Genomic DNA, 23,116 nt, shown 5'->3' on the forward strand with positions numbered 1-23,116 from the left:
CCGGGTCAGGCGAAGGCCTCGATCGGCGGGCACGCGCATACGAGGTTGCGGTCGCCGTATGCCTGGTCGATGCGACGGACCGGCGGCCAGTACTTCGTGCGCACGAGCGAATGCACCGGGTAGACCGCCGTCTCGCGCGAGTACGGGTGGGTCCACTCCCCCGCCACGACCGCCTCGGCGGTGTGCGGGGCGTTGACGAGCGGGTTGTCCGCCGCGGGCCATTCGCCGGCCGCCACGGCCAGCGCCTCGGCCTTGATCGCGATCATCGCCTCGATGAAGCGCTCGATCTCACCGAGGTCCTCGGACTCGGTGGGCTCGACCATGAGCGTCCCGGCGACCGGGAACGACATCGTCGGTGCGTGGAAGCCGTAGTCGATCAGGCGTTTGGCCACATCGTCGACGCTCACCCCGGTCGCCTCCCGCAGCGGACGGAGGTCGAGGATGCACTCGTGGGCGACCAGGCCGCCCTCGCCGGTGTAGAGCACCGGGAAATGCTCGCGCAGGCGCGCCGCGATGTAGTTGGCCGACAGAACGGCCGACGCCGTGGCATCGCGGAGCCCGTCGGCGCCCATCATGCGCACGTACGCCCACGAGATCGGCAGGATGCTCGCCGAGCCGTGCGGCGCGGCCGAGATCGGGCCGCCGTCGAAGACGCCGCCCGCGTGGTCCTTGCGCTGCGAGAACGGATGCGACGGCAGGAACGCCGCGAGGTGGGCTTTGGCCGCGACGGGTCCGACCCCGGGTCCGCCGCCGCCGTGCGGGATCGCGAACGTCTTGTGCAGGTTGAGGTGCGAGACGTCGCCACCCAGGTCGCCGAAGCGCGCATAGCCGAGGAGGGCGTTGAGGTTGGCGCCGTCGATGTACACCTGGCCGCCGGCGTCGTGCACGGCCTGCGTGATCTCGAGCACGTCGTGCTCGTACACGCCGTGGGTCGACGGGTACGTGATCATGAGCGCCGCGAGCTCGGACGCGTGCGCCGCGATCTTCGCGCGCAGGTCGCCGAGATCCACGTTGCCGGCTTCGTCGCATGCCACGACGACCACCCGCATGCCGGCGAGCACCGCCGAGGCCGCATTCGTGCCGTGCGCCGACGACGGGATCAGGCACACGGTGCGATCCAGGTCGCCGTTCGCGCGGTGGTAGCCGCGGATGGCCATGAGCCCTGCCAGCTCGCCCTGCGAGCCGGCGTTGGGCTGCAGCGAGACGGCGTCATAGCCGGTGACCTCGGCCAGCCACACCTCGAGCTGCTCGATGAGGGCGAGGTATCCGTGCACGTCGGCCTCGGGCGCGAACGGATGCACCCGCGAGAACTCGGGCCACGACACCGCCGCCATCTCGGTGGCCGCGTTGAGCTTCATCGTGCACGAGCCGAGCGGGATCATGCCGCGATCGAGGGCGTAGTCGCGGTCGGCGAGCTGCTTGAGATACCGCATCATCGCCGTCTCGGAGCGATGCGTGTTGAAGACCGGATGGGTCAGGAACTCATCGCGACGTCGCAGCACCGACGGGACCGCCGCGAGGGGCGCGGCATCCGTGAAGGGCACCGTCCGCTCCCCCTGCTCGCCTGCGCCGGCGAACTCGTCCTCAGGCAGTCCGAACGCCCATGCGACCGCGGCGAGGTCGGCGTCGGTCGTCGTCTCGTCGACCGAGACGCCCACGGTCGCCTCGTCGACCCACAGCAGCTGGTAGCCGAGCGAGCGCGCCCGCTCGATGACGCGGCCCGACGGCCCGGGAGTGGTCACGCGCACGGTGTCGAAGAACGAGTCCGACGCCAGCGACAGCCCGTAGGAGCGCAGCCGGACGGCGAGGGCCTCGGCCTTCTGCGCGACCTCCGTCGCGATGGCTCGCAGGCCCTCAGGCCCGTGGTAGACCGCGTACATCGACGCCATCACGGCGAGAAGCACCTGCGACGTGCAGATGTTGGACGTCGCCTTCTCCCGGCGGATGTGCTGCTCGCGCGTCTGCAGCGCGAGACGGTAGGCCGGATGCCCCGCCGCATCCTGCGACACACCCACCAGCCGTCCGGGCAGCTGCCGCTCCAGACCCTGCCGCACCGCCATGTATCCCGCATGCGGCCCGCCGAATCCCAGGGGCACGCCGAAGCGCTGCGTCGTCCCGACCGCGACGTCGGCGCCGAGCGAGCCCGGCGAGCGCAGCAGCGCGAGACCGAGGAGGTCGGCCGCGGCGACGACGAGACCGCCGGCCACGTGCACGGCGTCGATCACGCCCGACGGGTCCCACACGTTCCCGGACGCACCGGGATACTGCACGAAGGCGCCGAACACGGACTCGGGCACGGCCGCCCCGTGCGCGAGGTCGAGCTCGAGCAGCTCGATGCCGACGGCGGCGGCGCGGTGGGCCAGCAGCGCCTTGGTCTGCGGCAGCGCGTCGGCGTCGACGGCGAACACGTTCGACGCCGACTTCGAGGCGCGCCGGGCGACCAGCATCCCCTCGACGACGGCGGTGGACTCGTCGAGCATCGACGCGTTCGCGGTCGCGAGTCCGGTGAGGTCGGTCACCATCGTCTGGAAGTTGATGAGCGCCTCGAGCCGCCCCTGCGAGATCTCGGGCTGATACGGCGTGTAGGCGGTGTACCACGACGGGTTCTCGAAGATGTTGCGCGCGATCACCGAGGGCGTGAGTGTGTCGTAATAGCCGAGCCCGATCATGGGGCGTGCCGTGCGATTCTGCGAGGCCAGAGCGCGCAGCTCGGCGAGCGCCTCGGCCTCGGTGGCCGCGGGCGGGATGTCGGTCGTCGCGCGAGGACGCGAGCGGACGGATGCCGGCACTGCCGCCTGCACGAGAGCCTCGACCGTGTCGTAGCCCAGCGCGTGCAGCATGATGCCCTGGGCGGCCGCATCCGTTCCGATATGCCGCTGCGCGAACCCTCCCGTCACTGGTCGCCGCCCGTGAAGGCGACGTACGCGTCGCGATCCAGCAGCTCGGCGACGTCGGTTGCATCGACCCGGAGCCTGACCAGCCAGCCCTCGCCGAACGGGTCGGAGTTGACCAGCGACGGGTCGTCGACGACGGCGTCGTTGGCCTCGACGACGACCCCGGTGAGTGGGGCGTAGAGCTCGCCGACCGATTTCGTCGACTCGATCTCGCCCACGACCGTGGCAGCGGTGACGGTGGAGCCTGTGGCGGGCAGCTCGACGAACACGACGTCGCCGAGCTTGTCTGCGGCGTAGTCGGTGATGCCGACCGTCGCGATGTCGCCGTCGAGTGCGACCCACTCGTGCTCGTCGGTGTACTTAAGGCTGTTGAGGTCGGTCATGAGTTCCTCCGGTAGAAGGGCAGGGTGGTGACGGTGGCGGGGATGCGGGTACCCCGCACGTCGATGAAAAGGGCGGTGCCGGGTTCGGCGAGCGCCGGCGGGACGAAGGCCATGGCGATCGGATGCCCCAGGGTCGGGCTCAGCGCTCCGCTCGTGATCTCGCCGATCGGCGTCTCGGCGTCCGCCGCGTCGAGCACGGCGTAGCCGGCACGTCCGGCACGCCGACCCTCGGCCTCGAGTCCGACGAGCACGGGCGCATCCGGCGTAAGGACGGAGGCCAGCCCGTCCTTGCCGGCGAAGTCGGCCTTGTCGACGGCGACGGCACGGCCGAGGCCCGCCTGGGCCGGCACGATGTCGAGCGACAGCTCGTGGCCGTAGAGCGGCATCCCGGCCTCCAGACGCAGAGTGTCACGGGCGGCGAGGCCGGCCGGCACGAGACCGTGGGGTTGGCCCGCTGCGAGAAGTGCGTCCCACAACGCAACGGCGACCCGGTTCTGCACGAGCAGCTCGAACCCGTCCTCGCCCGTGTAGCCGGTGCGGGCGACGAACAACGGTTCGCCCTCGAACGTCCCGGCAGCCCATGCGTAGTAGCCCAGATCGGCGAAGGCCGGCCAGACGTCGGCGATCCCCGTCGTCGCCTCGACGACGGGGAGGGCCGCCGGGCCCTGCACGGCGATGAGCGCCACCTGGTCGGTGACGTCCTCGACGGTTGCGACCCCCGACACGCCGTCGATATGCGCAAAGTATCCGGTTCCCGTGACCGCGGGCGGTTCCCGCAGGAACGTGGCGGCGACCGGCGCGCGGTCGACGCGCTCGGCGAACGCGGTCGCGACGGCGTCACGATTGCCGGCATTCGCGATCACGAGGAATCGGTCCGCGGCGATCCGGTACACGATGACGTCGTCGACGATGCCGCCGGACTCCGCCAGGACCAGGGAGTACTTCGCCTTGCCGTCGCGCATCGCCGAGATCCGCCCGGCGAGCGCGTAGTCCAGGAACGCCCCCGCGTCCGCCCCGGTCACGAGGAACTCGGCCATGTGCGAGATGTCGAACAGGCCCGCGGCGGAGCGCACGGCGTGGTGCTCGGCGAGGTCGGAGGTGTAGCGGACCGGCATGAGCCAGCCGCCGAAGTCGGTGAAGGAGGCGCCCAGCGCTCCGTGGCGGTCGTGCAGCACCGTGGTGCGCGGGGGTGGGGCGGATGCGGTCATGAGTTCTCCCGGGATGGGCGGGCGGACGCCTGGCGACGTCCGTGAACTCCCCCTCTGTCATGGGCCTGAGAGTTTCGCCGGATGCAGCACCCGGGTTTCACCGTCGGCGGATTCGCAGTGAATCGCTTTCCAGAGTCGGCCTCACCCGAGCGGTACGCGGTACCTGAGAGATTGGCGGGGAGGCTTGCTCCTTCGGTGCTCGGCGATGATGCTGCCGAGGCTCTCCCGCGCGGGTCGTTGGCCGTTATTGACTTGCGCAGTCAGCATAGCCTCCGACGCGTCATCCCACGCAGTTTCCGGATGACACGCGGTCCGACAGCGACGGCGCCTGCGCGGCGACCGGCGTGAGCTCGGTCATCGTCATGGCGTACCCGAGGTCGGGATCGTTCTCGCCGCGCGCGAACACGACGCCCGCGAGCGCCCCGTCTCCGGTCAGCAGCGGACCTCCCGAGTTGCCCGGGCGGACCGCGGCCTGCAGCGCGTAGATGTCGCGCGGGTTCCAGCTCTCGTCGTAGATATCGGGAACCGGGACAGTGCCCGTCGAGAGCACGCCTGCGGGCTCCATCGTGAAGGGACCGCCGTGCGGATACCCCTGCACGACGGCGGCCGTCCCCGGTGCCAACGTCTGCGAGAACGGCAGCGGCGCGACGCCCAGGTCGTCGATCGCGATGACGGCCAGATCGTCGATCGCATCGAAGTAGACGATGCGCCCTTCGCGTGCCGGGACGCCGGGCAGCTCGACAACCGGCGTGTCGACCCCCGCGAGCACGTGCGCGTTGGTGACGACCCGGTCCTCGGCGACGACGAATCCGCTGCCGGTCAGTCCCCGTCCGCACGCATACGCGGTGCCCGAGACACGGGCGACGGATGCCGCGGCACGGGCCAGTTCGGGATCGTCCAGCTCGACCGGCGGAGCGGGTTCGGCCGACGCCGGGCCGAGCAGGCTGCCGAGTTGCGGCAGTCCGTCGTCGATGACGGCGCCGCGCAGCTGCGCGAGCGCGGCGTCGACCGGGTCGGGCGTGAGCGCCTCGATGCCGCGCAGCACCTGCGACGACGCGACGGCCGACGACACCACGGGCACGCCGGCGACCGCGATCGCGGGTGCGACGAGAGCCAGGGCCAGCGCCGCCGCGACGAGGGAGGCGATGCCACCGAGGAAGCGCTCGACACCGCGGAGTTTCAGCCGGTCGGCTCCCGAGCGCAGGGCTGCTCCCACCGCGGCACCGAGGACCGCCCCGAGGGCGACCAGTCCGAGCGCCGTGGCGAGCACGGCCGGGCCGCGCCACGCGGGCGAGGCCACCCATGTGCTGACGAGCGGCGTCAGCCAGTACGCCGCGAAGGCCCCGGCCGCGAGTCCGGCGAGTGTGCCGATGCTCGCGAAGAATCCGCGTCGGATGCCGGCGGCGAGGGCGGCGATCAGCAGCAGCACGATCAGCACGTCGACGACGATCACGCGCACTCCTTCCGGGGTCGTCCGGCCAGGCTACGCACGCAGCCTGAGAGGGCGCCGCGACGGCGGCCGCCGGCATCCGCTGTCACACGTTTTGAGTTCTGGTCAACGTGACACTATGATCGGAGTAAGGAGTTAGAGTCACTATGACCAGAACGGTGCTCATGCCCGCACAGACGATCCCCACCGTCGCCGACGACGCCACCCGCGTCGCGGTGTCGACGGTGATCTTCACCCTGCGGCGCCTTGCCGGCAGCGATGCCGCGGCGGTCGCGCTTCCGCTCGTGCGCCGCACGCGCGACCCCCACGAGGGTCAGTGGGCACTTCCCGGCGGCTGGCTCGACGTCACAGAGGATCTCGGGGCGGCGGCATCCCGCACCCTCGCCGAGACCACCGGGCTGGCTCCGAGCTACCTCGAGCAGCTGTACGCCTTCGGAGCGGTCGACCGCTCCCCCACGCGCGTCGTCTCGATCGTGTACTGGGCGCTCATCCGTCCCGACGAGATCGTCGACGCCGTCGAGAACGTCTCGTGGTTCGACGCCGCCGCGCTCCCCGAACTCGCGTTCGACCACAACGAGATCGTCGACTACGCACTGTGGCGGCTGCGCAACAAGGTCGGCTACAGCCGCATCGCGCACGGGCTCCTCGCCGACGAGTTCACGCTGGCAGAGCTGCGCGAGGTGTACGAGACGATCCTCGGCCGTCGCCTCGACCCGGCGAACTTCCGCCGGCAGGTCGAGAACTCCGGCAACCTCATCCCCACCGACCGCTTCCGCACCGGAAGCCACCGGCCCGCGCGGCTGTACCGCTACAACCAGGACGTCGAGCTGGCCGAACGCGGCCCCCTCGGCGCCCGCGACTGACGACCCGAACGGAGCACCGTCATGCCCGCCGTCAACATCACCCTCACCCACCCGGAATCGGCCGACGCATCGGTCGACCACGCGATCCAGGCGATCGTCGCGGGGGCGTCGACCGCCGAAACCTGCAGCACCGACCTCGCGGTCGGACCGTGGGACTTCGACACGCGGCCCGGCTACGGCCCCGGGTCATCCATGGGCGACGTCATCCCGACCGGGTCCCCTCGGCAGGGCGAGCTGCCGCGCGAGTATCGCGAGGCGTCGGAGGACGAGCTCGACGCGCGCATCCGTGCGGCCAAGGCGACGCTCGGCGAGCGCGTCGTGGTGCTGGGTCACTTCTACCAGCGCGAAGAGGTCGTGCGCCACGCCGACTACGTCGGCGACTCGTTCCAGCTCGCGAACGCGGCGCTGGAGCATCCCGACGCTGAAGCGATCGTCTTCTGCGGAGTGCACTTCATGGCCGAGACGGCCGACCTGCTCTCGCGTCCCGAGCAGGCCGTGATCCTGCCGAACCTCGCCGCCGGCTGCTCGATGGCAGACATGGCCGACATCGATCAGGTCGAGGAATGCTGGGAACAGCTCGCCGAGGTCTACGGCGACATGGACACCGTCGACGCGGACGGGCTCGTGCCGGTGATCCCGGTGACCTACATGAACTCCTCGGCGGCGATCAAGGGCTTCGTCGGGCGCCACGGCGGCATCGTGTGCACCTCCTCCAACGCCCGCACCGTGCTGGAGTGGGCGTTCGCGCGCGGGCGTCGGGTGCTGTTCTTCCCCGATCAGCATCTCGGCCGCAACACCGCCAAGGCGATGGGCGTGCCGCTCGAGCAGATGCCGATGTGGAATCCGCGCAGGCCGCTGGGCGGAGCATCCGTCCCGACCCTCGAGGACGCCCGCGTGATCCTGTGGCACGGCTTCTGCTCGGTGCACCGCAGGTTCACCGTCGACCAGATCGAGGCGGCACGGGCGGAGCACCCGGGCGTGCGCGTCATCGTGCACCCGGAGTGCCCGATGGAGGTCGTCGACGCGGCCGACGAGGCCGGGTCGACCGACTACATCCGCAAGGCGATCGAAGGCGCCACCGAGCCGACCACCTTCGCGATCGGCACCGAGGTCAACCTCGTGCAGCGCCTGGCCGCCCAGCACCCGCAGCACGAGATCTTCTGCCTCGACCCGGTCGTGTGCCCGTGCTCGACGATGTACCGCATCCACCCCGGATACCTCGCATGGGTGCTCGAGGGGCTCGTCGAGGGCCGCGTGGTCAATCGCATCACGGTCTCGGCCGACGTCGCCACGCCGGCGCGCGTGGCGCTGGAGCGGATGCTGGCGGCCAAGCCGCCGGCCGGGCGCGTCGAGAAGGCATCATGACGCCGGCTCCCGCGGCATCCCCGCACGCCGTCATCGTCGGTTCGGGCATCGCCGGACTCCTCACCGCGCTGCACGCCGTCGAGCACGGCTGCCGGGTGACGCTCGTGACGAAGGACGTGCTGGACCACGCCAACACGCGCTTCGCCCAGGGCGGGATCGCCGGGGTCATGTTCGCCGACGACCGGACCGACGACCACGTCCGCGACACGCTCGTCGCCGGAGCGGGCCTCAGCGACGCCGCCGCCGTGCAGGTGCTGGTCGACGAGGGCCCCGCGCGCATCCGCGAGCTGGTGGCGCTCGGCGTGGCCTTCGACCGCGACGGCGAGGGCGCCTTCGTCAAGGGGCTCGAGGCGGCCCACTCCTACCCGCGCATCCTGCACGCCGGAGGGGATGCCACCGGCACCGCGATCGAGAAGGCACTGGTCGCCCGGCTTCGCGCCAGCGATGTGGCCGTCATCGAGCATGCGTTCCTCGTCGGCCTCGTGGTCGCGCAGCAGCGCCTGCGCGGCGTCGACCTCCTCGTCGGCGAGACCGCCGACACGGTAGGCACGCGCCGGGTGGTCGAGGCCGACGCGGTGGTGCTCGCGACCGGCGGCGCCGGCGAACTCTACGCGCACTCGACGAACCCCGTCGTCGCCACCGGCGACGGCATAGCCGCCGCCATCGGCGCCGGCGCGGCCGTGGCCGACCTCGAGTTCTTCCAATTCCACCCGACGGTATTGGCGGCCGGGGAGTCGTTCCTGGTGTCGGAGGCGGTTCGAGGGGAAGGTGCGACGCTCCTCGATGAGCAAGGGCGCCGATTCGCGCTCGACGCGCACCCCGACGGCGAGCTGGCGCCGCGCGACGTCGTCGCCCGTGCGATCGCGCGCCGGATGGAGGCTCAGGACGGACGCCCGGTGTTCCTCGACGCGACGTCGCTGGGAGCGACGGATGCCGCGGCCCGCGCCGCCTTCCTCGCCCGGCGCTTCCCCACCATCGACCGCGCCGTGCGCGAGCGTGGACTGGACTGGGCGCGCGAGCCGATCCCCGTGACGCCCGCGGCCCACTACCTGATGGGCGGTGTCGTGACCGACCTCGTGGGGCGCACCACCCTGCCGGGGCTGTACGCCGTGGGCGAGGTCGCCCGCACCGGCGTGCACGGCGCGAATCGGCTGGCCTCCAACTCGCTGCTCGAGGGCGCCGTGTTCGGCGCACGCGCCGGCGACGCGATCGCCGGCGATGCGGCATCCGGCGCCTGGCCCTCGCTCTCCCCCGCGCCGGTTCACTTGCCCTCCATGTACGACCGAGCGCCCGTTTCGCGTACATCCACGGCAGGTGAACCTGCAGGTGGCGAGGAGTTCTCGCGGCGAGCGCTGCAGGAGCTCATGTGGGAGCACGCGGGACTCGTGCGGGATGAGCGAGGCCTCGGGCACGCCGCATCCGTCATCGCCGGCTGGCGGGCGCAGTCGCGCGCCGTCCATTCGGAGCGCGACTTCGAGGACGAGAACCTGCTGCTGGTCGCCGAGCACCTCGTCGCGGCAGCCCTTGCCCGGCGGGAATCCGTCGGCGCGCATTTCCGCAGCGACGCCGGCCAGGCCGAGCCCGCCGCGGCCCGACAGGAGGCCCTCGCGTGCTGAACCGTGCCACCATCGACCGCATCGTCGCCGCCGCCCTCGATGAGGACGCACCCTGGGGCGACCTCACGAGCGAGTACCTCATCCCCGAGAACGCCCGCGCCCGGGCCGACCTCGTCGCGCGCGAGGCCGGGGTCCTCAGCGGTGGCGACGTCTTCGCCGCCGCCTTCCGCCTGACCGACCCCGCCATCGACGTGCAGCTCGTCGTCGAGGACGGCGAGTGGTTCGAGCCGGGCGCCGTGCTCGCAGTCGTGACGGGTCCGGCGCGGGGCGTGCTGACGGCCGAGCGCATCGGCCTGAACTTCCTGCAGCGCATGTCGGGCGTCGCGACTCTCACCGGCCGCTACGTGGCCGAAGTCGCCCACACGCATGCGCGCATCACCGACACGCGCAAGACGACGCCGGGTCTGCGCGCGTTCGAACGCAAGGCCGTGCGCGACGGCGGCGGACGCAACCACCGCCATTCGCTGTCGGATGCCGTCATGGCCAAAGACAACCACCTCGCCGTGCTCGCGCGGCGCGCCGAGCCTGAGGCATGGGGCGCCACGATCACGGCTGCTCTGCAAGCCGCCAAGGACCGCCTGCCCCACACGACGCATCTCGAGGTGGAGGTCGATCGCCTGGACCAGATCGAACCGGTCCTCGCCGCCGGCATCGGCACGATCATGCTCGACAACTTCACGCTCGACGAGCTGCGCGCCGGCGTCGCGCAGGTGGCCGGCCGTGCCACGGTCGAGGCGTCGGGTGGCGTCTCGCTCGAGACGGTGCGGGCCATCGCCGAGACCGGGGTCGACGTCATCTCGGTCGGCGCGCTGACCCATTCGGCGCCCGCGCTCGATCTCGGCCTCGACGTGCGCATCGACGCTCCCTGAGGCCGCGGGGCGACCAGCATGCTGTATCTCGACAACGCGGCCACCACGCCGGTGCGACCCGAAGTGCTCGACGCGATGATGCCTTACCTCACGCGCTGGTTCGGCAATCCGTCGAGCCACCACACCGTGGGCGAGGCGGCCGCGGATGCCCTGGCCGATGCCCGCGCGCGGGTCGCACGCGTCCTGGGCATGCGGACCGGCGATGTCGTCTTCACGTCGGGCGGCACCGAGGCGAACAACCTCGCGGTCAAGGGCATCGGGCTGGGCGCGTGGCAATCCCGCGGCAAACGCCACCTCGTGACGACGCCGATCGAGCACGAGTCCATCCTCGAATCCGCGTCCTACCTCGAGCGCCTCCACGGCTTCGCGGTGACGCGCCTTCCCGTCGACGAGTACGGACGGGTCGATCCGGACGCGCTCGCCCGCGCCGTGACCGGCGACACGGCACTCGTGAGCATCGGCTACGCGAACAACGAGGTCGGAACGATCCAGGACGCCGCAGCCCTCGCCGCGACCGCGCGCGAGCACGGCGTGCCGTTCCACGTCGACGGGGTGCAAGCGGCGGGATGGCTGCCGCTGTCGGCCGCCGAGCTCGGATTCGACGCCATCTCGCTCGCCGGCCACAAGCTCGGCGCCCCCAAGGGCACCGGCGTGCTCGCCGTGCGGGGACGGATTCCACTCGAACCGCTCCTCCACGGCGGTGGTCAGGAGCGCGGACGACGCAGCGGCACCGAAGACGTCGCCGGTGCGGTCGGCTTCGCGACGGCGCTCGAACTCGCCGAGGGCGAAAGAGCCGAGGCATCCGCCCGCGTCTCGGCGATCCGCGACCGCTTCATCGCACGCGTCCTTGCCACGGTGCCGGCGGCCGCCGTCACCGGTGATCCCGTCCATCGCCTGCCGGGCACCGCGAGCTTCACGTTCGCAGGCACGAGCGGGGAGGCCGTCCTCCTCGAGCTCGAACGGCGCGGCGTCGTCTCGTCGAGCGGCTCCGCGTGCGCCGCGGGGAGCGACGACCCCTCGCACGTGCTCGTGGCGATGGGGGTGACACCCGCCGTCGCGCAGACAGCGGTGCGCCTCACGTTCCCGCACTCGCTGCGCGAGCCGCTCGATGCCGTCGCCGACGCGGTCGCGGCATCCGTCACGGCCGTACAATCGGGCCCGTGACCTCGCCGAGTCCCTCCCCGACCGCGCCGCTCGTGACCGTCGTCGTGCCCGGTTTCGATGTCGCGGAGTACGCGGGCGAGGCACTCGACTCGCTCCGCGCGCAGAGCTTGAGCCAGTGGACCGCCGTCCTCGTCGACGACGCCTCGTCGGACGCCACCGGCGCGATCTTCGACGCCGCCGCGGCCGCCGATGCGCGCTTCGAGGCCGTTCATCATCGCGAACGGCAGGGGCTCGGCGCCGCACGCAACACGGGGCTCGAGCGCGTACGCACGCCGTTCGTCGCGTTCCTCGACGCCGACGATCTCTACACCCCTCAGGCTCTGGACCGGCTCGTCGCGACCCTGGCCGCGAGCGGCAGCGACTTCGCGCTCGGTGCCTACGTGAGACTGCGACCGGACGCCACGGGCGGATATGCCGCGGGCGTCGTGCAGCCGTGGGTCGCGGCCGCCACGGACCCGGCTCGATCGGGCATCACGCTCGAGGCCCACCCCGAGGCATCCGGCAACATCGTCGCCTGGTCGAAGGTGAGCCGCACAGACTTCTGGCGGCGCGCGGACCTGCACTTCCCGGTCGGGAAGATGTACGAAGACCAGATCGTCGCCCAGCAGATGTACACCCGTGCACGCGCGTTCGATGTCATCCCCGACGTCATCGTGCACTGGCGCGAGCGGGCCGACGGATCATCGATCACCCAGCACAAGGACGAGCTGCCCGTGCTGCGCGACTACCTCGAGGCGCTCGCAGGGGGCATCGCCGTGCTGGATGCCGCCGGCCAGGCGCGCGCGGCGGCCGCCCGGATCCGGCTCGTGCTCGCGATGGACGTGCCGCCGCTCGTCGCGCTCGCGATGAACCACCCCGACGACGCCTACCGGCGGGCGCTCGGTACATTCGTGCGCGGGTTGTGGGACAGAGCCGACGGCGATGCGCCGGCCGAGCCCGTGGCGACCGCTCTGGCCGCGGCGCGCCTGTGGTGACCTGCGCTCAGCGGACGTCGGGCGCGGCGTCGGCGCGGCGCTCGGCGAGGTCGGCCGGCGGCACGGACTCGGCGATGTCGAGCTCGGTGTCGAGCACGCGGGTCGTCGCCAGCTGCTGAGCGGCGAGTTCGGCGTAGAGCCCTCCTGCCGCAAGCAGCGAAGCGTGCGTGCCGGACTCCACGATGCGCCCCGCCTCGACGACGTGGATGACGTCGGCGGCGATCACGGTCGACAGCCGGTGCGCGATCGACAGCGTGGTGCGCCCGCGCGCCGCCGCGTCGAGCGCCTCCTGCACGACGCGCTCCGAGACGGTGTCGAGCGCCGACGTCGCCTCGTCCAGCAGCAGGACCGGAGGGTCCTTCAGCAGCACACGTGCGATCGCGATCCGCTGCTTCTCTCCGCCCGACAAGCGGTAGCCGCGCTCGCCGACGACCGTGTCGTAGCCGTTCTCGAACCGCTCGATGACGTGGTGGATGTTCGCCGCCCGGCACGCGGCCTCGAGTTCGGCATCCGTCGCATCCGGCCTCGCATACCGCAGGTTCTCGCGGATCGTGGCGTGGAACAGGTATGTCTCCTGCGACACGATGCCGACATGGTCGATGATCGATTCCTGGCGCAGGCGCCGCACGTCCTCCCCCGCGAACAGGACGGCGCCGTCGGAGGCCTCGTACATCCGCGGCGTCAGGTACAGCACCGTGGTCTTGCCGGCCCCGGACGGACCGACGAACGCGACGTGCTGCCCGGGCTCGGCCACGAAGGAGACGCCGCTGAGCGTCGGGCGCGCATCGGCGGAGGCATCCGGATACCGGAAGACCACGTCGCGGAACTCGATGCGCCCGATCGGGCCGGGCGCGTCGTCCACCGAGATCGCGTGCGGGTCGTCGCGGATCGCGGGGACCAGATCGAGGTACTCGAAGATGCGGGCGAAGAGCGCCGCCGATGTCTGCAGGTCGAGCGAGACCCGCATCAGCCCCATGAGCGGCATGAGCAGGCGCGCCTGCACCGTCGTGAACGCCACGACGGTTCCGGCGGTGATGGCGTCGGTGCCGCCGACGATGAAGTAGCCCGACACGAGGTAGATCACCGCGGGGACGCTCGACATCAGCACCTGCACGACCGCGAAGAACCCCTGCCCGCTCATCGCGCGGCGCACCTGCAGCCGGACCTGGTTGCGGTTCTCGTCGGCGTAGCGAGCCGACTCGGTGCGCTGCCGGTTGAAGGATTTCGACAGCAGGATGCCCGAGACGCTGAGGGTCTCCTGCGTGATCGCGGTCAGCTCCGACAGCGACTCCTGCGTCTCGCCCGCGATGCGGGCACGAACCTGACCGACGCGCCGCTGCACGATCACCAGGATCGGCATGAGGACCACGGCGATGATCGTGAGCCGCCAGTCGATCAGGATCATCGCGACCAGCGACGCCACGACCGTGACGGTGTTTCCGAGGATGCTCGTCACGGTGTTCGTGAGCACGCCCGACACGCCGCCCACGTCGTTCTGCAGGCGCGACTGGATGACGCCGGTCTTGGTGCGCGTGAAGAATCCGAGCTCCATCGCCTGGAGATGATCGAACAGCTTCACTCGCAGGTCGCCGGTGACGCGGTTGCCGACCGTGGAGGTGAGCCACGTCTGCACCACGCCCAAGGCGGCCGAGAGAAGGAAGAGTCCGATCATGAGGCCCACGAGCCGCCACAGCAACGGGATGTCGGGGGCTCCGCCGTCTACGGGGAAGAGCGCGTCGTCGAAGATGCGCTGCACCAGCAGTGGCGGGATCACGGCGATGCCGGCGCCCACCACGACAAGCACCCCCGTGATGACGATCGACCACAGGTAGGGACGGAACAGTGCGACCACGCGCCGCCCGAGGTTCGGGATCTTGGGCGCCTCGGCATTCAACCGTCGTTGCGCATCGTTGTCGACGGGGCGGAATCCGGGATGGCCGCCGCCACCTCCTCCGCCTCCGCCGCGCATGCTCACGCATGCCAGCCTAATGAGGCCCCCGGACGCGGCGGCGGGACTGACGGATCCGGATGCCGCGGCGCTAGGCTTGCGCCATGACCTCGACGTCCGGCAGCCCCGAGCACGACGGCAGCGACCTCGCCGAACTGCGCAAAGAGATCGACGCCCTGCAGGCGATCCCGCACGAAGAGGTCGTCAACCCGCTGCCGAAGAACGTCGAAGAGCGCGAGCCCACGCCGCACGCGACCGACGCGATCGGCTCCGAGAAGTGGGACGAGCCGGCCGAGGACGAGACGCTCGAGGGCTGATCCGCCGGATTTCAGGATCCGTTTCCCGAGATCGGGAATGCGATGTCGGTGGTCGTCGTTATGGTGGAGGCTTGCCATCCTCGGGTGGCGTTTTGCTGTCCATCCGAGCCCCGAGGAGACGACCTATGGCCGCCATCGACACCACCCCCGGAACGGGCAGCATGCCAGCCGTGAATCCCGCCGCCGCGGCGACCGTCCCGACACTGGGACGTGAAGAGAGCCGTGTCATCTGGCTGCTGCTGGCAGCCGCGTTCGTCGCCATCCTCAACGAGACGACGATGGGCGTCGCCATCCCGCACCTCATCGATGACCTCGGCATCACCGCGCTCGCCGCGCAGTGGCTGACGACGGCGTTCATGCTGACGATGGCGGTGGTCATCCCGATCACCGGCTTCCTGCTGCGCCGTTTCACCACCCGCACGATGTTTGTCGCCGCGATGGGCTTGTTCTCCGCCGGCACGCTCATCGCGTTCCTCGCGCCGGGCTTCCCGGTGCTGCTGGTCGCCCGCATCGTGCAGGCGTCGGGCACCGCGATCATGATGCCGCTCCTCATGACCACGCTCATGACCGTCGTGCCCGCGGCGATCCGCGGCCGGATGATGGGCCGCGTCAGCATCGTGATGTCGCTGGCTCCGGCCATCGGCCCGACGCTTGCCGGTGCGTTGCTGAACGCCTTCGAATGGCGCTGGATCTTCGGCGTGGTCCTGCCGATCGCCGTCGTGGCACTCGTCGTCGGCGCCCGGTGGATCCACAACCTGGGCGAGACCACGCGCGCCCCGATCGACGTGCTCTCGGTGATCCTGTCGGCCCTCGGGTTCGGCGGTGTCGTGTTCGGACTCAGCCAGCTCGGCGGAGGCGGTCACGGGACAAGCGCCGAGGCCGCGGCCGCGACGGCCACCTCGAACACGACACTCGTCGTGGCGCTCACCGTCGGGGTCATCTCGCTCGGCCTCTTCGGCTGGCGTCAGGTGCTCCTGCAGCGGAAGGACGACGCGCTGCTCGATCTGCGGGTCTTCCGGTCGGCGAACTTCTCGCTCTCGATCGCCCAGATGGCCATCATGTCGATGGCGTTCTTCGGCGCCATCACTGTCGTTCCGCTGTACCTGCAGCGCGTTCTCGAAGTCGACCCGCTCGTCACCGGGCTGGTCGTCCTTCCCGGCGCGCTGGCGATGGGGCTCGCCGGTCCCGTGATCGGCCGCATCTACGACCGCTGGGGCACGACGGTCCTGCTGGTGCCGGGCGCCGTCATCACCACGGCGATGCTGTGGTCCTACACGACGTTCTCGACCCAGACGCCGGTCCCGCTGATCGCCGTCGCGCAGACGATCCTGTCGTTCGGTCTCGCGCTGTCGTTCACGCCCCTGTTCACCGCGTCACTCGGCTCGCTGCAGCCGCGGTTCTACTCGTACGGCTCGGCGATCCTGGGCACGGTCCAGCAAGTGGCCGGCGCTGCGGGCATCGCGCTCATGTTCGGTGTCATGGCGGCGGCGACCGCCGGTGCCGCCGCGGGCGGTGCGGGCGAGATCGCGGCCGAAGCGGCGGGGACGCAGGCGGCATTCCTCGTGGCCGCGATCCTGGCGCTGCCGCTTCTGGTGGGCGCGTTCCTGATCCGCAAGCCGGCCGACCAGCCGATGGGAGCACTGGCCGCGCACTGACCGCCGGCCGACCCGGCAGAAGGACATGCCGGAACGGATGCCCCACCCCTCGACGCAGGGGTGGGGCATCCGTCATTCTGGATGCCCCACCCCGCGCCCGACCGGAGGTTCCGATGATCGTCACCACACCCGCCGTCGACGAAGCGGCCGGTCACGCCGCCGAGATGTATGACGAAGACCTCCGCGCGGACGGGTTCGTGTTCGCGTACACCCGCGCGATGGCCGTGAATCCCGAGGCACACGAGGCGTTCGTGGCTCTCGTGCGCGCGATCGTGCCCTCGATCGGCGTGCGCACGTACGAGTTGGCGACACTCGCCGCGGCACGGGCGATCGGATCGCCGCACTGCCTCCTCGCCCATGCGCGCAAGTCCCTGCGCGCCGGCGTCCTGGACGAGGACCAGTTGGAGCGTTTCGCACGCACAGGCACCGCCGAAGGACTGGACGAACCGGACGCGGCCGTCGTCGCGTTCGCCGAGAAGCTGTCGGTCGCGCCCGGGAACATGACGGACGCCGACACGCTGCGCCTGCGCGACGCCGGCTTCACCGATCGTCACATCGTCGATATCACCCTCGCGGCCGCCGCTCGCAACTACTTCAGCCGCGCGCTGCTGGCGCTGGCGGTTCCGATCGACGAGGTCCCGGGGCTCAGCGCCGAGCTGTCGTCGGCGCTGCGGTCGGCGTCGCTCAAGCGCGACGTCAGTGGTGAATGATCGCCTTCAGCGCGATCAGGATGCCGCCGAACGCCGCCGTGATGACACCGCCCAGCAGCCGTGAGGCCCAATGGGTGCTCCACGCCGCGACGGCGATCCATCCGAGTGCACCCAGCATGACGGTGTTGACGATCAGCGCGAGCCAGATGGCCAGCGTGTCGTCGATGAGGTCCGTCGTGCCGAGCAGCAGGATCAGCAGAGGCGGCACGGACGCGACCAGCAGCCCGAGCGAATGGCGTGCGGACGCGAGCAGGCTCTCGCCGAGCCCGGCCTTGCCGTCGGTCATCGCCAGGCGTCCCAGTGTGCCCGCGTAGACGTGCGCGATGAAGAAGACCACCACGGTGACGGCTGTCGTGATGAGGGCGTTGGCCGACGTGCCGACGATGGAGCCGCTGACGACGATCATCCCCGATACGAGGATGAGTCCGTAGACGGCCTCTTCCGACATGAGGACACGGGCCAGTCGCGGGGTCACCCGCAGCTGCTCGTCGGTCACGGCCGTGGGTTCCGCGGTGGGGCGCGTCAGCCGATGCTGCAGCTGCCGCCACCGCAGCAGGAGTCCGACGACTCGACCACGGTGAGAAGATTCTTGTCGTCCGGCACGGGCTGAAGGGTGACCGGGGACGGGAGCTGCGACGTCGTCATGGCGACCATGCTACCCGCGCCACGGCGACGTGGCCGCGCCCGTCACTGAGACACCGATCTCAGAGCGGCGCGTCCCCGGTCTGACACGTCGGACAGTACTGCGCCGAGGCGCCCGAGAAGGTGAAGTCGCGCACCGTGCCGCCGCATACCGGACACGCCTCGCCCGTGCGACCGTGCACCCGCATCGCGGCGACCTTGGCGGCCTTCAGCTGATCGATCGGGATGCCACGACGGGCGTCGATCGCTCCCCGCAGAACGGCGACGGTCGCCTCGAAGAGCCGCTGTCGCTCTTCGTCACCGAGGGCGGCGGCGTGGGCGACCGGCGAGATCTTGGCGGCATGCAAGATCTCGTCTGAGTACGCGTTGCCGATCCCCGCGAGCGATTCCTGCTCCTGCAGGATCGCCTTGATCTGCTTGCGGCGACCGCCGAGCGCGGCGTCGAACGCCGCCCGCGAGAATCCGGGGTCGACGGGATCGGGCCCGAGCTTCGCGATCGCCGGCACGTGGGCCGGATCGCCGACGACGAAGAGTCCGAGCGAGACCCAGGTGCCGGCATCCGTCATCTGCATGGCCGCATCGCCCGACAGCTCGAACGTCGCCAGCGCCGGGGGCTGATGCGGGTCGGTGTCGACAGCGTCCCGCTCACCCTCGACCCAGCGGATCCAGCCGTGCCGCCCGAGCGACACGACGAGACTGTCATCGCCGACCTTCAGCTCGATGTGCTTGCCGTGGCGCGCAGCACCGGTGATCGTGCGACCGATCAGCGTCGAGGGCGGGGAGTCTCGCGTCTTGACGATGCGGAACTCGAGCACGTCCACCGCCTCGATCCGCCGGCCCGATGCGGCAGCGTCGAGGAATCCGGCGAGCGCATCGACCTCGGGTGACTCTGGCATGCGCCCATCCTGCCACCGGCTGCGGACACCGCCCCGTCAGGCGTGCGCGGGCGGACGATGCGGGATCGGCTCCGGCTTGAGGGCTCCGGCTCCGCGGGAGCGCTCGACCATCTGGACCGCGGCGCGGAACATCCCCTCGAGCGACGGGTAACGGGCCACGCCGAAACCGATCGAGACCCAGACGACTTCGTACATGCCGCTCTCGACCAGTTCGACGTAGGCGACGACGCTGGCGGCGTCGCTGCGCGCCACGCTGCGGTCGCAGAGCCGCCACGAACGCTCGGCCAGCGGCACGAGCGCGAGTTGATGGACGTCGTCACGGTGCATGTCTTCCTCCTGTGCGCACGACTACTCGTGGCGGTCTGCCGGAATGGGCCGCGCCCGCTCGAAGCGCCGTCGCTCGGCCGCTTCGGGCGGCCGCTCACTCGCCGCTGCGCGGTCGGTTCCCCGGTCCGGGTCGGCGGTGCGCGCGGCGTCCCGTTCGTGTTCGGTCGGTGCGACGGTGCGTCGACCACTCGAGGCGTGGGCCATGGCGAACCTCCTGAAAAGAAGGATGCGCCGTCGTCGGTCCCGGGGCCAGGGGCTTGACACATCGACCCCGCCCGGGATAGCTCCGGTGGGCGTCGTGCATTTCCCCCGTCGGTGTCCTCGCTACGCTCGCCGGAACGGGGTGTCAACCCCCTGCGCTGGGTGCCTCACGCGTCCGTAGCGTCGGTGGCGAACAGTGCCGGAGCGACCGTCCGCACGGGTCGCGCCGGCAGCGCCGAACCGAGAGGAGCACACCATGACCGTCGCCCGTGACATCATGACGCCCGACCCGCGCTGCGTGGGCGAGAACGAGACCCTGGTCGAGGCGGCACGTCTGATGGCGTCCCTGGATGTCGGCGCCCTGCCGATCTGCGGAGAGGACAAGCGGCTGAAGGGCATGCTCACCGACCGGGACATCGTGGTGAAATGCCTTGCTCAGGGAGGCGATCCCGCGACCACCAACGCCGGTGCGCTCGGCGAGGGCAAGCCGATCACGATCGGCGCCGACGACGACATCTCCGAGGCGCTGGACACCATGAAGCGCCACCAGGTGCGACGCCTGCCCGTCATCGACGGACACGACCTCGTCGGCATCATCAGCCAGGCCGATATCGCGCTCGCGCTCTCGGCGGAGGACACCGGCGAGACGGTCGCCGAGATCTCGGAGTGACCCCGATCACGGCCGGCTGAGCTCCGCGAGACTCCACGCCTGCTCGCGCTTCACGAGAGCCCGCGGATCGCCGCGAGCAGGCTTCCCGCGCACCGGGCGAGGAAGTCGCTCTGATCCTGGCCGACATGGTGCAGGAACACCTCGTCGGCGCCGGCCGCGGCGAGCGCGGCCACGCGCTGTGCCACCTCGCTCTCGTCGGCGGACACGAGCACGCCCCGGCGCAGCGCGTCGACGTCGTCCGGATCCGAGACGCGGTCGAATTCCTCCGGCTGCATGATGTCCCACATCAGCTCCGCCGGCGCGGTGGAGTGACGCCACTGGTCGGCAGCGATCCGAAGCGCCTCGGTCTCGCTTCCGGCCAGGCTGACGTGCATCTGCACCGCGCACGGGCCGGTGCCCCCGGCATCCCGGTATGCCGTCAGGATCCCGCTCACGGCGTCGGGGTCGTGGCCCACGGTGATGAGGCCGTCGGCCCACGATGCCGCCCACGCTGCGGTCGGTGCGGAGGCCGCCGCCGCGCGCAGCGGTGGGGGCTGCGCCGGCCGACTCCAGACGCGCGCGTCGTGTACCTGGAACATGCCGTCGTGGTCGACGCGCTCTCCCGCGAGGAGGCGCCGTATGACGGTTGCCGATTGCAGCAGTCTTTCCTGCCTCTCGCCCTTCGGGGGCCACGGGTCGCCGGTCACATGCTCGTTGAGCGCCTCGCCGCTGCCCAGGGCCGGCCAGAAGCGCCCGGGGAACATCTCGCCCAGCGTCGCGATGGCCTGCGCGGCGATCACGGGGTGATACCGCTGGCCCGGCGCCGTCACGGTGCCGAACGGCAAGGACGTCGTCGCCAGCGCCGCGCCGAGCCAGCTCCACGAGTACCCGGACTCCCCCTGCGGCAGGCCCCACGGTGCGAGGTGGTCCGAACACATGGCTCCGTCGAAGCCGGCGCGTTCCGCCTCTTGGACGTCTGCCAGCAGCTGCGACGGAGGGATCTGCTCGTGGGAAGCGTGGTAGCCGAGAAACACCATGCTCCCAGCCTGCGCATGGCGCAGTGGGCCCGCCACGGCGTTGCCTCACGGCCGGGATCGTGATAACCCCGGCAGCGCTCAGCGCGTGTCGGGGGCAACACCCCAGAGCTGGTAGCTCATCACGGATCCCGTCGGCAGCGGCACCTCGGGATCGTCATCGAGGTAGATGGTCTCGCTCGCGACGATGTGGCCTGTCGCCGTCGAGACCAGCAGCACCTCCTCGTGGCCACCGTCGGCCGAGACGGCCGAGAGGCCGAAGACCTCACGCCCGGCGCGGTCCTTGCTGATGCCGAGCAGCTCGAGATCGGGGTATTCGCCCAGCACTGTCAGCAGATCGGCCTGCTGCGCGTTGGTGAGCGTCCAGTGGTTGAGCAGGTCCTCCACGGCTCGCAGCGCCCCGGTGGGATCGCCCTCGGACATCGCGACCGCCTCGGCGACGTAGGCGCGGTAGAAGTCGGCTCCACTCCCGGCCACCAGGAACGGCAGGGGCTCGCCGTCGATCATCATCTGCTCGCCGGGGATCTGGTCGTCGCGCAGCACGGATCCCTCGGGTGCGAGATCCTCTCGCGTCGGCGGTTGCGCGCCCTCGCCGCCCACGACGTATGAGCCTCCCGCGGTCACCCGGATGCGCATGTCGAGGTTCTCGTCCCACGTCGTCGTCATCACCTCCGGCGAGATGACGGTGCCCTTGTCGGGGCCGTCCATCGTGATGTGGGCGTACCACGCGATCGTCGTCGCCTCGCGCAGCGGTCCGGCGGGACCGGGGCTTTCGGCCAGTCGGGCCCGCGCGCGTTCCAGATGCCGTTCGAGGGTGAGATCGGATGCCTCGTAGCGCAGCGGCGGCAGGCCCTGTGCCGCTGCGGGCGCGGGGACGGCGAAGGGGTTGACGACCAGCACCACCACCACGGCGACCAGGGCAGCCGCCAACGCCGGGAGCGACACGCCCCACCACAGGCGGGCGCGGCGCGTGCGCCGGCCGGTTGCCTGCTTGCCAGCGTCGGCGGCGTCGGCATCGATCGCGGCGGCGATGCGCGCCCACGTTCGGTCCTGCCGTTCGGCGAGCTCCTCTTCCGTCACGTGCCGCGCGGGATCGAGGGCGCGGATCAGGCGGGCGAGCTCATCATCGTCCATCTCGTTCCGACGCATAGGTCTCGGCCTCCTCTCCGTCGATCGGGTCCGTCGGCCACGCCGCCCGCAGCGCCGCCTTCGCGCGGCTGATGCGCTTCCACGCCGCCTGCTCCGAGCACCCCAGCACCACCGCGATCTGCGCGGCCGTCAGCCCGTCCCAGTAGGCGAGCCGCAGGATCTCGCGCTGCGCCTGCGGGAGCTGTCCGAGCAGCCGGTCGAGGGTGTCGAGTTCGCTGCTCTCGTCGTCGGGAGCATCCATGATGTCCGCGTCGCGGAGGGCGCGCCGTTCACGGGCTTGCCGGCGCAACTCCGCCTTGACGAGATTGCTCGCCGTTCGGATGAGCCATCCCACCGGCTGCGGGTGGTCATCGGGGAGCTTCCGCCACGCGAGCTCGAACGTCGAGGCGACGATGTCGTCCACGCCCGGCCCACTCAGCCGCCGGGTCGCGAAACGGTGCACCGCCTCGTACTGCGCGCGGTAGAGCGCCTCGAACCCGTCTCGCATACCCGTCCTGAACCCGGAACCAACCTCGCAATGCTCTCACGTGGGGCTGACGCCTCTTCACGATGGCGCCATTCACGACAGTGCCATTCACGACAGTGCCATTCACGACAGTGCCATTCACGACAATGCCATTCACGACAATGCCATTCACGACAATGCCATTCACGACAATGCGGTGGACGGTGGTGTCCATCCGTGCGCCTCCTTCGGCCCCTCACAGGGGAATGCTCGGTTGGGCGCGATCCTGACCGATGTTCGCGGTAGCGTGAGAATGGACATGCCATGACGAACGAATTCGACATCACCCTCGAAGAA

23 protein-coding genes and 2 riboswitches are annotated in these 23,116 nt (G+C 70.8%); of the genes, 11 read left to right on the forward strand and 12 right to left on the reverse strand.

Features of this window, described 5'->3' with window-relative positions:
• Positions 1-5: 5 nt before the first annotated feature.
• The 4 genes from gcvP to ACLKM7_RS00090 form a co-directional block, all read right to left on the reverse strand.
• Positions 6-2,840 carry an aminomethyl-transferring glycine dehydrogenase gene (gcvP, locus tag ACLKM7_RS00075; RefSeq protein ID WP_436445732.1) on the reverse strand — a complete coding sequence of 945 codons (2,835 nt, stop codon included), beginning with the start codon at positions 2,838-2,840 and terminating at the stop codon, positions 6-8.
• A 53-nt stretch (positions 2,841-2,893) separates the two neighbouring features.
• On the reverse strand, positions 2,894-3,277 hold the full coding sequence (gcvH, locus tag ACLKM7_RS00080) for a glycine cleavage system protein GcvH (protein ID WP_436444971.1): 384 nt from the start codon (positions 3,275-3,277) through the stop codon (positions 2,894-2,896).
• Entirely contained in the window at positions 3,274-4,485 is a 1,212-nt protein-coding gene (locus ACLKM7_RS00085; RefSeq protein WP_436444972.1) for a glycine cleavage system aminomethyltransferase GcvT, read from the reverse strand. Before ACLKM7_RS00085 ends, gcvH begins: the two co-directional genes overlap by 4 nt.
• A 44-nt stretch (positions 4,486-4,529) precedes the next feature.
• A riboswitch (glycine riboswitch) is annotated at positions 4,530-4,624 on the reverse strand.
• 1 nt (position 4,625) lies between these two features.
• A riboswitch (glycine riboswitch) is annotated at positions 4,626-4,723 on the reverse strand.
• 42 nt (positions 4,724-4,765) lie between these two features.
• A complete protein-coding gene (locus tag ACLKM7_RS00090; RefSeq protein WP_436444973.1) occupies positions 4,766-5,938 on the reverse strand; it encodes a MarP family serine protease in 1,173 nt (390 codons plus the stop codon).
• Positions 5,939-6,099: 161 nt separating this feature from the next.
• On the opposite strand from ACLKM7_RS00090, the gene ACLKM7_RS00095 reads away from it, so the two are divergent.
• Genes ACLKM7_RS00095 through ACLKM7_RS00120 form a run of 6 tightly spaced genes read left to right on the forward strand, consistent with a single transcriptional unit; the run spans position 6,100 to position 12,786 of the window.
• Entirely contained in the window at positions 6,100-6,798 is a 699-nt protein-coding gene (locus ACLKM7_RS00095) for an NUDIX hydrolase (protein WP_436445734.1), read from the forward strand.
• A 21-nt stretch (positions 6,799-6,819) separates the two neighbouring features.
• Entirely contained in the window at positions 6,820-8,163 is a 1,344-nt protein-coding gene (gene nadA, locus ACLKM7_RS00100; protein WP_436444974.1) for a quinolinate synthase NadA, read from the forward strand.
• Positions 8,160-9,779: an L-aspartate oxidase gene (gene nadB / locus ACLKM7_RS00105; RefSeq protein WP_436444975.1), complete on the forward strand. Its 1,620-nt coding sequence runs from the start codon at positions 8,160-8,162 to the stop codon at positions 9,777-9,779. Before nadA ends, nadB begins: the two co-directional genes overlap by 4 nt.
• A complete protein-coding gene (nadC, locus tag ACLKM7_RS00110) occupies positions 9,773-10,648 on the forward strand; it encodes a carboxylating nicotinate-nucleotide diphosphorylase (protein WP_436444976.1) in 876 nt (291 codons plus the stop codon). Before nadB ends, nadC begins: the two co-directional genes overlap by 7 nt.
• A gap of 18 nt (positions 10,649-10,666) precedes the next feature.
• Positions 10,667-11,812, forward strand: a complete 1,146-nt coding sequence (locus tag ACLKM7_RS00115; RefSeq protein ID WP_436444977.1) for a cysteine desulfurase family protein — start codon at positions 10,667-10,669, stop codon at positions 11,810-11,812.
• Positions 11,809-12,786 carry a glycosyltransferase family 2 protein gene (locus ACLKM7_RS00120; RefSeq protein ID WP_436444978.1) on the forward strand — a complete coding sequence of 326 codons (978 nt, stop codon included), beginning with the start codon at positions 11,809-11,811 and terminating at the stop codon, positions 12,784-12,786. Before ACLKM7_RS00115 ends, ACLKM7_RS00120 begins: the two co-directional genes overlap by 4 nt.
• Positions 12,787-12,793: 7 nt before the next feature.
• Here ACLKM7_RS00120 and ACLKM7_RS00125 read toward each other — a convergent pair whose 3' ends face one another.
• Positions 12,794-14,755, reverse strand: coding sequence for an ABC transporter ATP-binding protein (locus tag ACLKM7_RS00125; protein ID WP_436445736.1), 1,962 nt, complete (start codon positions 14,753-14,755; stop codon positions 12,794-12,796).
• A gap of 83 nt (positions 14,756-14,838) precedes the next feature.
• On the opposite strand from ACLKM7_RS00125, the gene ACLKM7_RS00130 reads away from it, so the two are divergent.
• From ACLKM7_RS00130 to ACLKM7_RS00140, 3 genes are all read left to right on the forward strand, one after another.
• On the forward strand, positions 14,839-15,051 hold the full coding sequence (locus ACLKM7_RS00130) for a hypothetical protein (RefSeq protein ID WP_436444979.1): 213 nt from the start codon (positions 14,839-14,841) through the stop codon (positions 15,049-15,051).
• A gap of 125 nt (positions 15,052-15,176) precedes the next feature.
• Positions 15,177-16,706, forward strand: a complete 1,530-nt coding sequence (locus ACLKM7_RS00135; RefSeq protein ID WP_436444980.1) for a DHA2 family efflux MFS transporter permease subunit — start codon at positions 15,177-15,179, stop codon at positions 16,704-16,706.
• Positions 16,707-16,819: 113 nt separating this feature from the next.
• Positions 16,820-17,416, forward strand: coding sequence for a carboxymuconolactone decarboxylase family protein (locus ACLKM7_RS00140; protein WP_436444981.1), 597 nt, complete (start codon positions 16,820-16,822; stop codon positions 17,414-17,416).
• Here ACLKM7_RS00140 and ACLKM7_RS00145 read toward each other — a convergent pair.
• Genes ACLKM7_RS00145 through ACLKM7_RS00160 form a run of 4 tightly spaced genes read right to left on the reverse strand, consistent with a single transcriptional unit; the run spans position 17,403 to position 19,281 of the window.
• Positions 17,403-17,912, reverse strand: coding sequence for a hypothetical protein (locus tag ACLKM7_RS00145; protein WP_436444982.1), 510 nt, complete (start codon positions 17,910-17,912; stop codon positions 17,403-17,405). The two genes, ACLKM7_RS00140 and ACLKM7_RS00145, sit on opposite strands and share 14 nt — an antisense overlap.
• Before the next feature lie 26 nt (positions 17,913-17,938).
• Positions 17,939-18,061 carry a hypothetical protein gene (locus ACLKM7_RS00150; RefSeq protein ID WP_277348797.1) on the reverse strand — a complete coding sequence of 41 codons (123 nt, stop codon included), beginning with the start codon at positions 18,059-18,061 and terminating at the stop codon, positions 17,939-17,941.
• Between the two features lie 59 nt (positions 18,062-18,120).
• Complete coding sequence (locus ACLKM7_RS00155) at positions 18,121-18,954, reverse strand: Fpg/Nei family DNA glycosylase (RefSeq protein ID WP_436444984.1); 834 nt, start codon at positions 18,952-18,954, stop codon at positions 18,121-18,123.
• 36 nt (positions 18,955-18,990) lie between these two features.
• Entirely contained in the window at positions 18,991-19,281 is a 291-nt protein-coding gene (locus ACLKM7_RS00160; RefSeq protein WP_436444985.1) for a hypothetical protein, read from the reverse strand.
• 457 nt (positions 19,282-19,738) lie between these two features.
• Here ACLKM7_RS00160 and ACLKM7_RS00165 point away from each other — a divergent pair, with 457 nt between their 5' ends.
• The gene (locus ACLKM7_RS00165) at positions 19,739-20,152 is read left to right on the forward strand and encodes a CBS domain-containing protein (RefSeq protein WP_436444986.1); all 414 of its coding nucleotides are present in this window, start codon (positions 19,739-19,741) and stop codon (positions 20,150-20,152) included.
• A 50-nt stretch (positions 20,153-20,202) separates the two neighbouring features.
• Here the strand turns inward: ACLKM7_RS00165 and ACLKM7_RS00170 are convergent, their stop codons facing one another.
• The 3 genes from ACLKM7_RS00170 to ACLKM7_RS00180 all read right to left on the reverse strand — a co-directional run bounded on the left by ACLKM7_RS00170 (position 20,203) and on the right by ACLKM7_RS00180 (position 22,801).
• Positions 20,203-21,168 carry a TIGR03885 family FMN-dependent LLM class oxidoreductase gene (locus tag ACLKM7_RS00170; protein ID WP_436444987.1) on the reverse strand — a complete coding sequence of 322 codons (966 nt, stop codon included), beginning with the start codon at positions 21,166-21,168 and terminating at the stop codon, positions 20,203-20,205.
• Positions 21,169-21,246: 78 nt separating this feature from the next.
• The gene (locus tag ACLKM7_RS00175; RefSeq protein ID WP_436444988.1) at positions 21,247-22,314 is read right to left on the reverse strand and encodes a hypothetical protein; all 1,068 of its coding nucleotides are present in this window, start codon (positions 22,312-22,314) and stop codon (positions 21,247-21,249) included.
• Positions 22,289-22,801 carry an RNA polymerase sigma factor gene (locus tag ACLKM7_RS00180; RefSeq protein WP_436444989.1) on the reverse strand — a complete coding sequence of 171 codons (513 nt, stop codon included), beginning with the start codon at positions 22,799-22,801 and terminating at the stop codon, positions 22,289-22,291. The genes ACLKM7_RS00175 and ACLKM7_RS00180 overlap by 26 nt, the downstream gene beginning before the upstream one ends.
• 40 nt (positions 22,802-22,841) lie before the next feature.
• On the opposite strand from ACLKM7_RS00180, the gene ACLKM7_RS00185 reads away from it, so the two are divergent.
• Positions 22,842-23,087, forward strand: coding sequence for a hypothetical protein (locus ACLKM7_RS00185; RefSeq protein ID WP_436444990.1), 246 nt, complete (start codon positions 22,842-22,844; stop codon positions 23,085-23,087).
• Positions 23,088-23,116: the final 29 nt, after the last annotated feature.

Origin of the sequence: Microbacterium sp. I2 (genome assembly GCF_051364985.1) — a bacterium.
Lineage (GTDB): Bacteria > Actinomycetota > Actinomycetes > Actinomycetales > Microbacteriaceae > Microbacterium.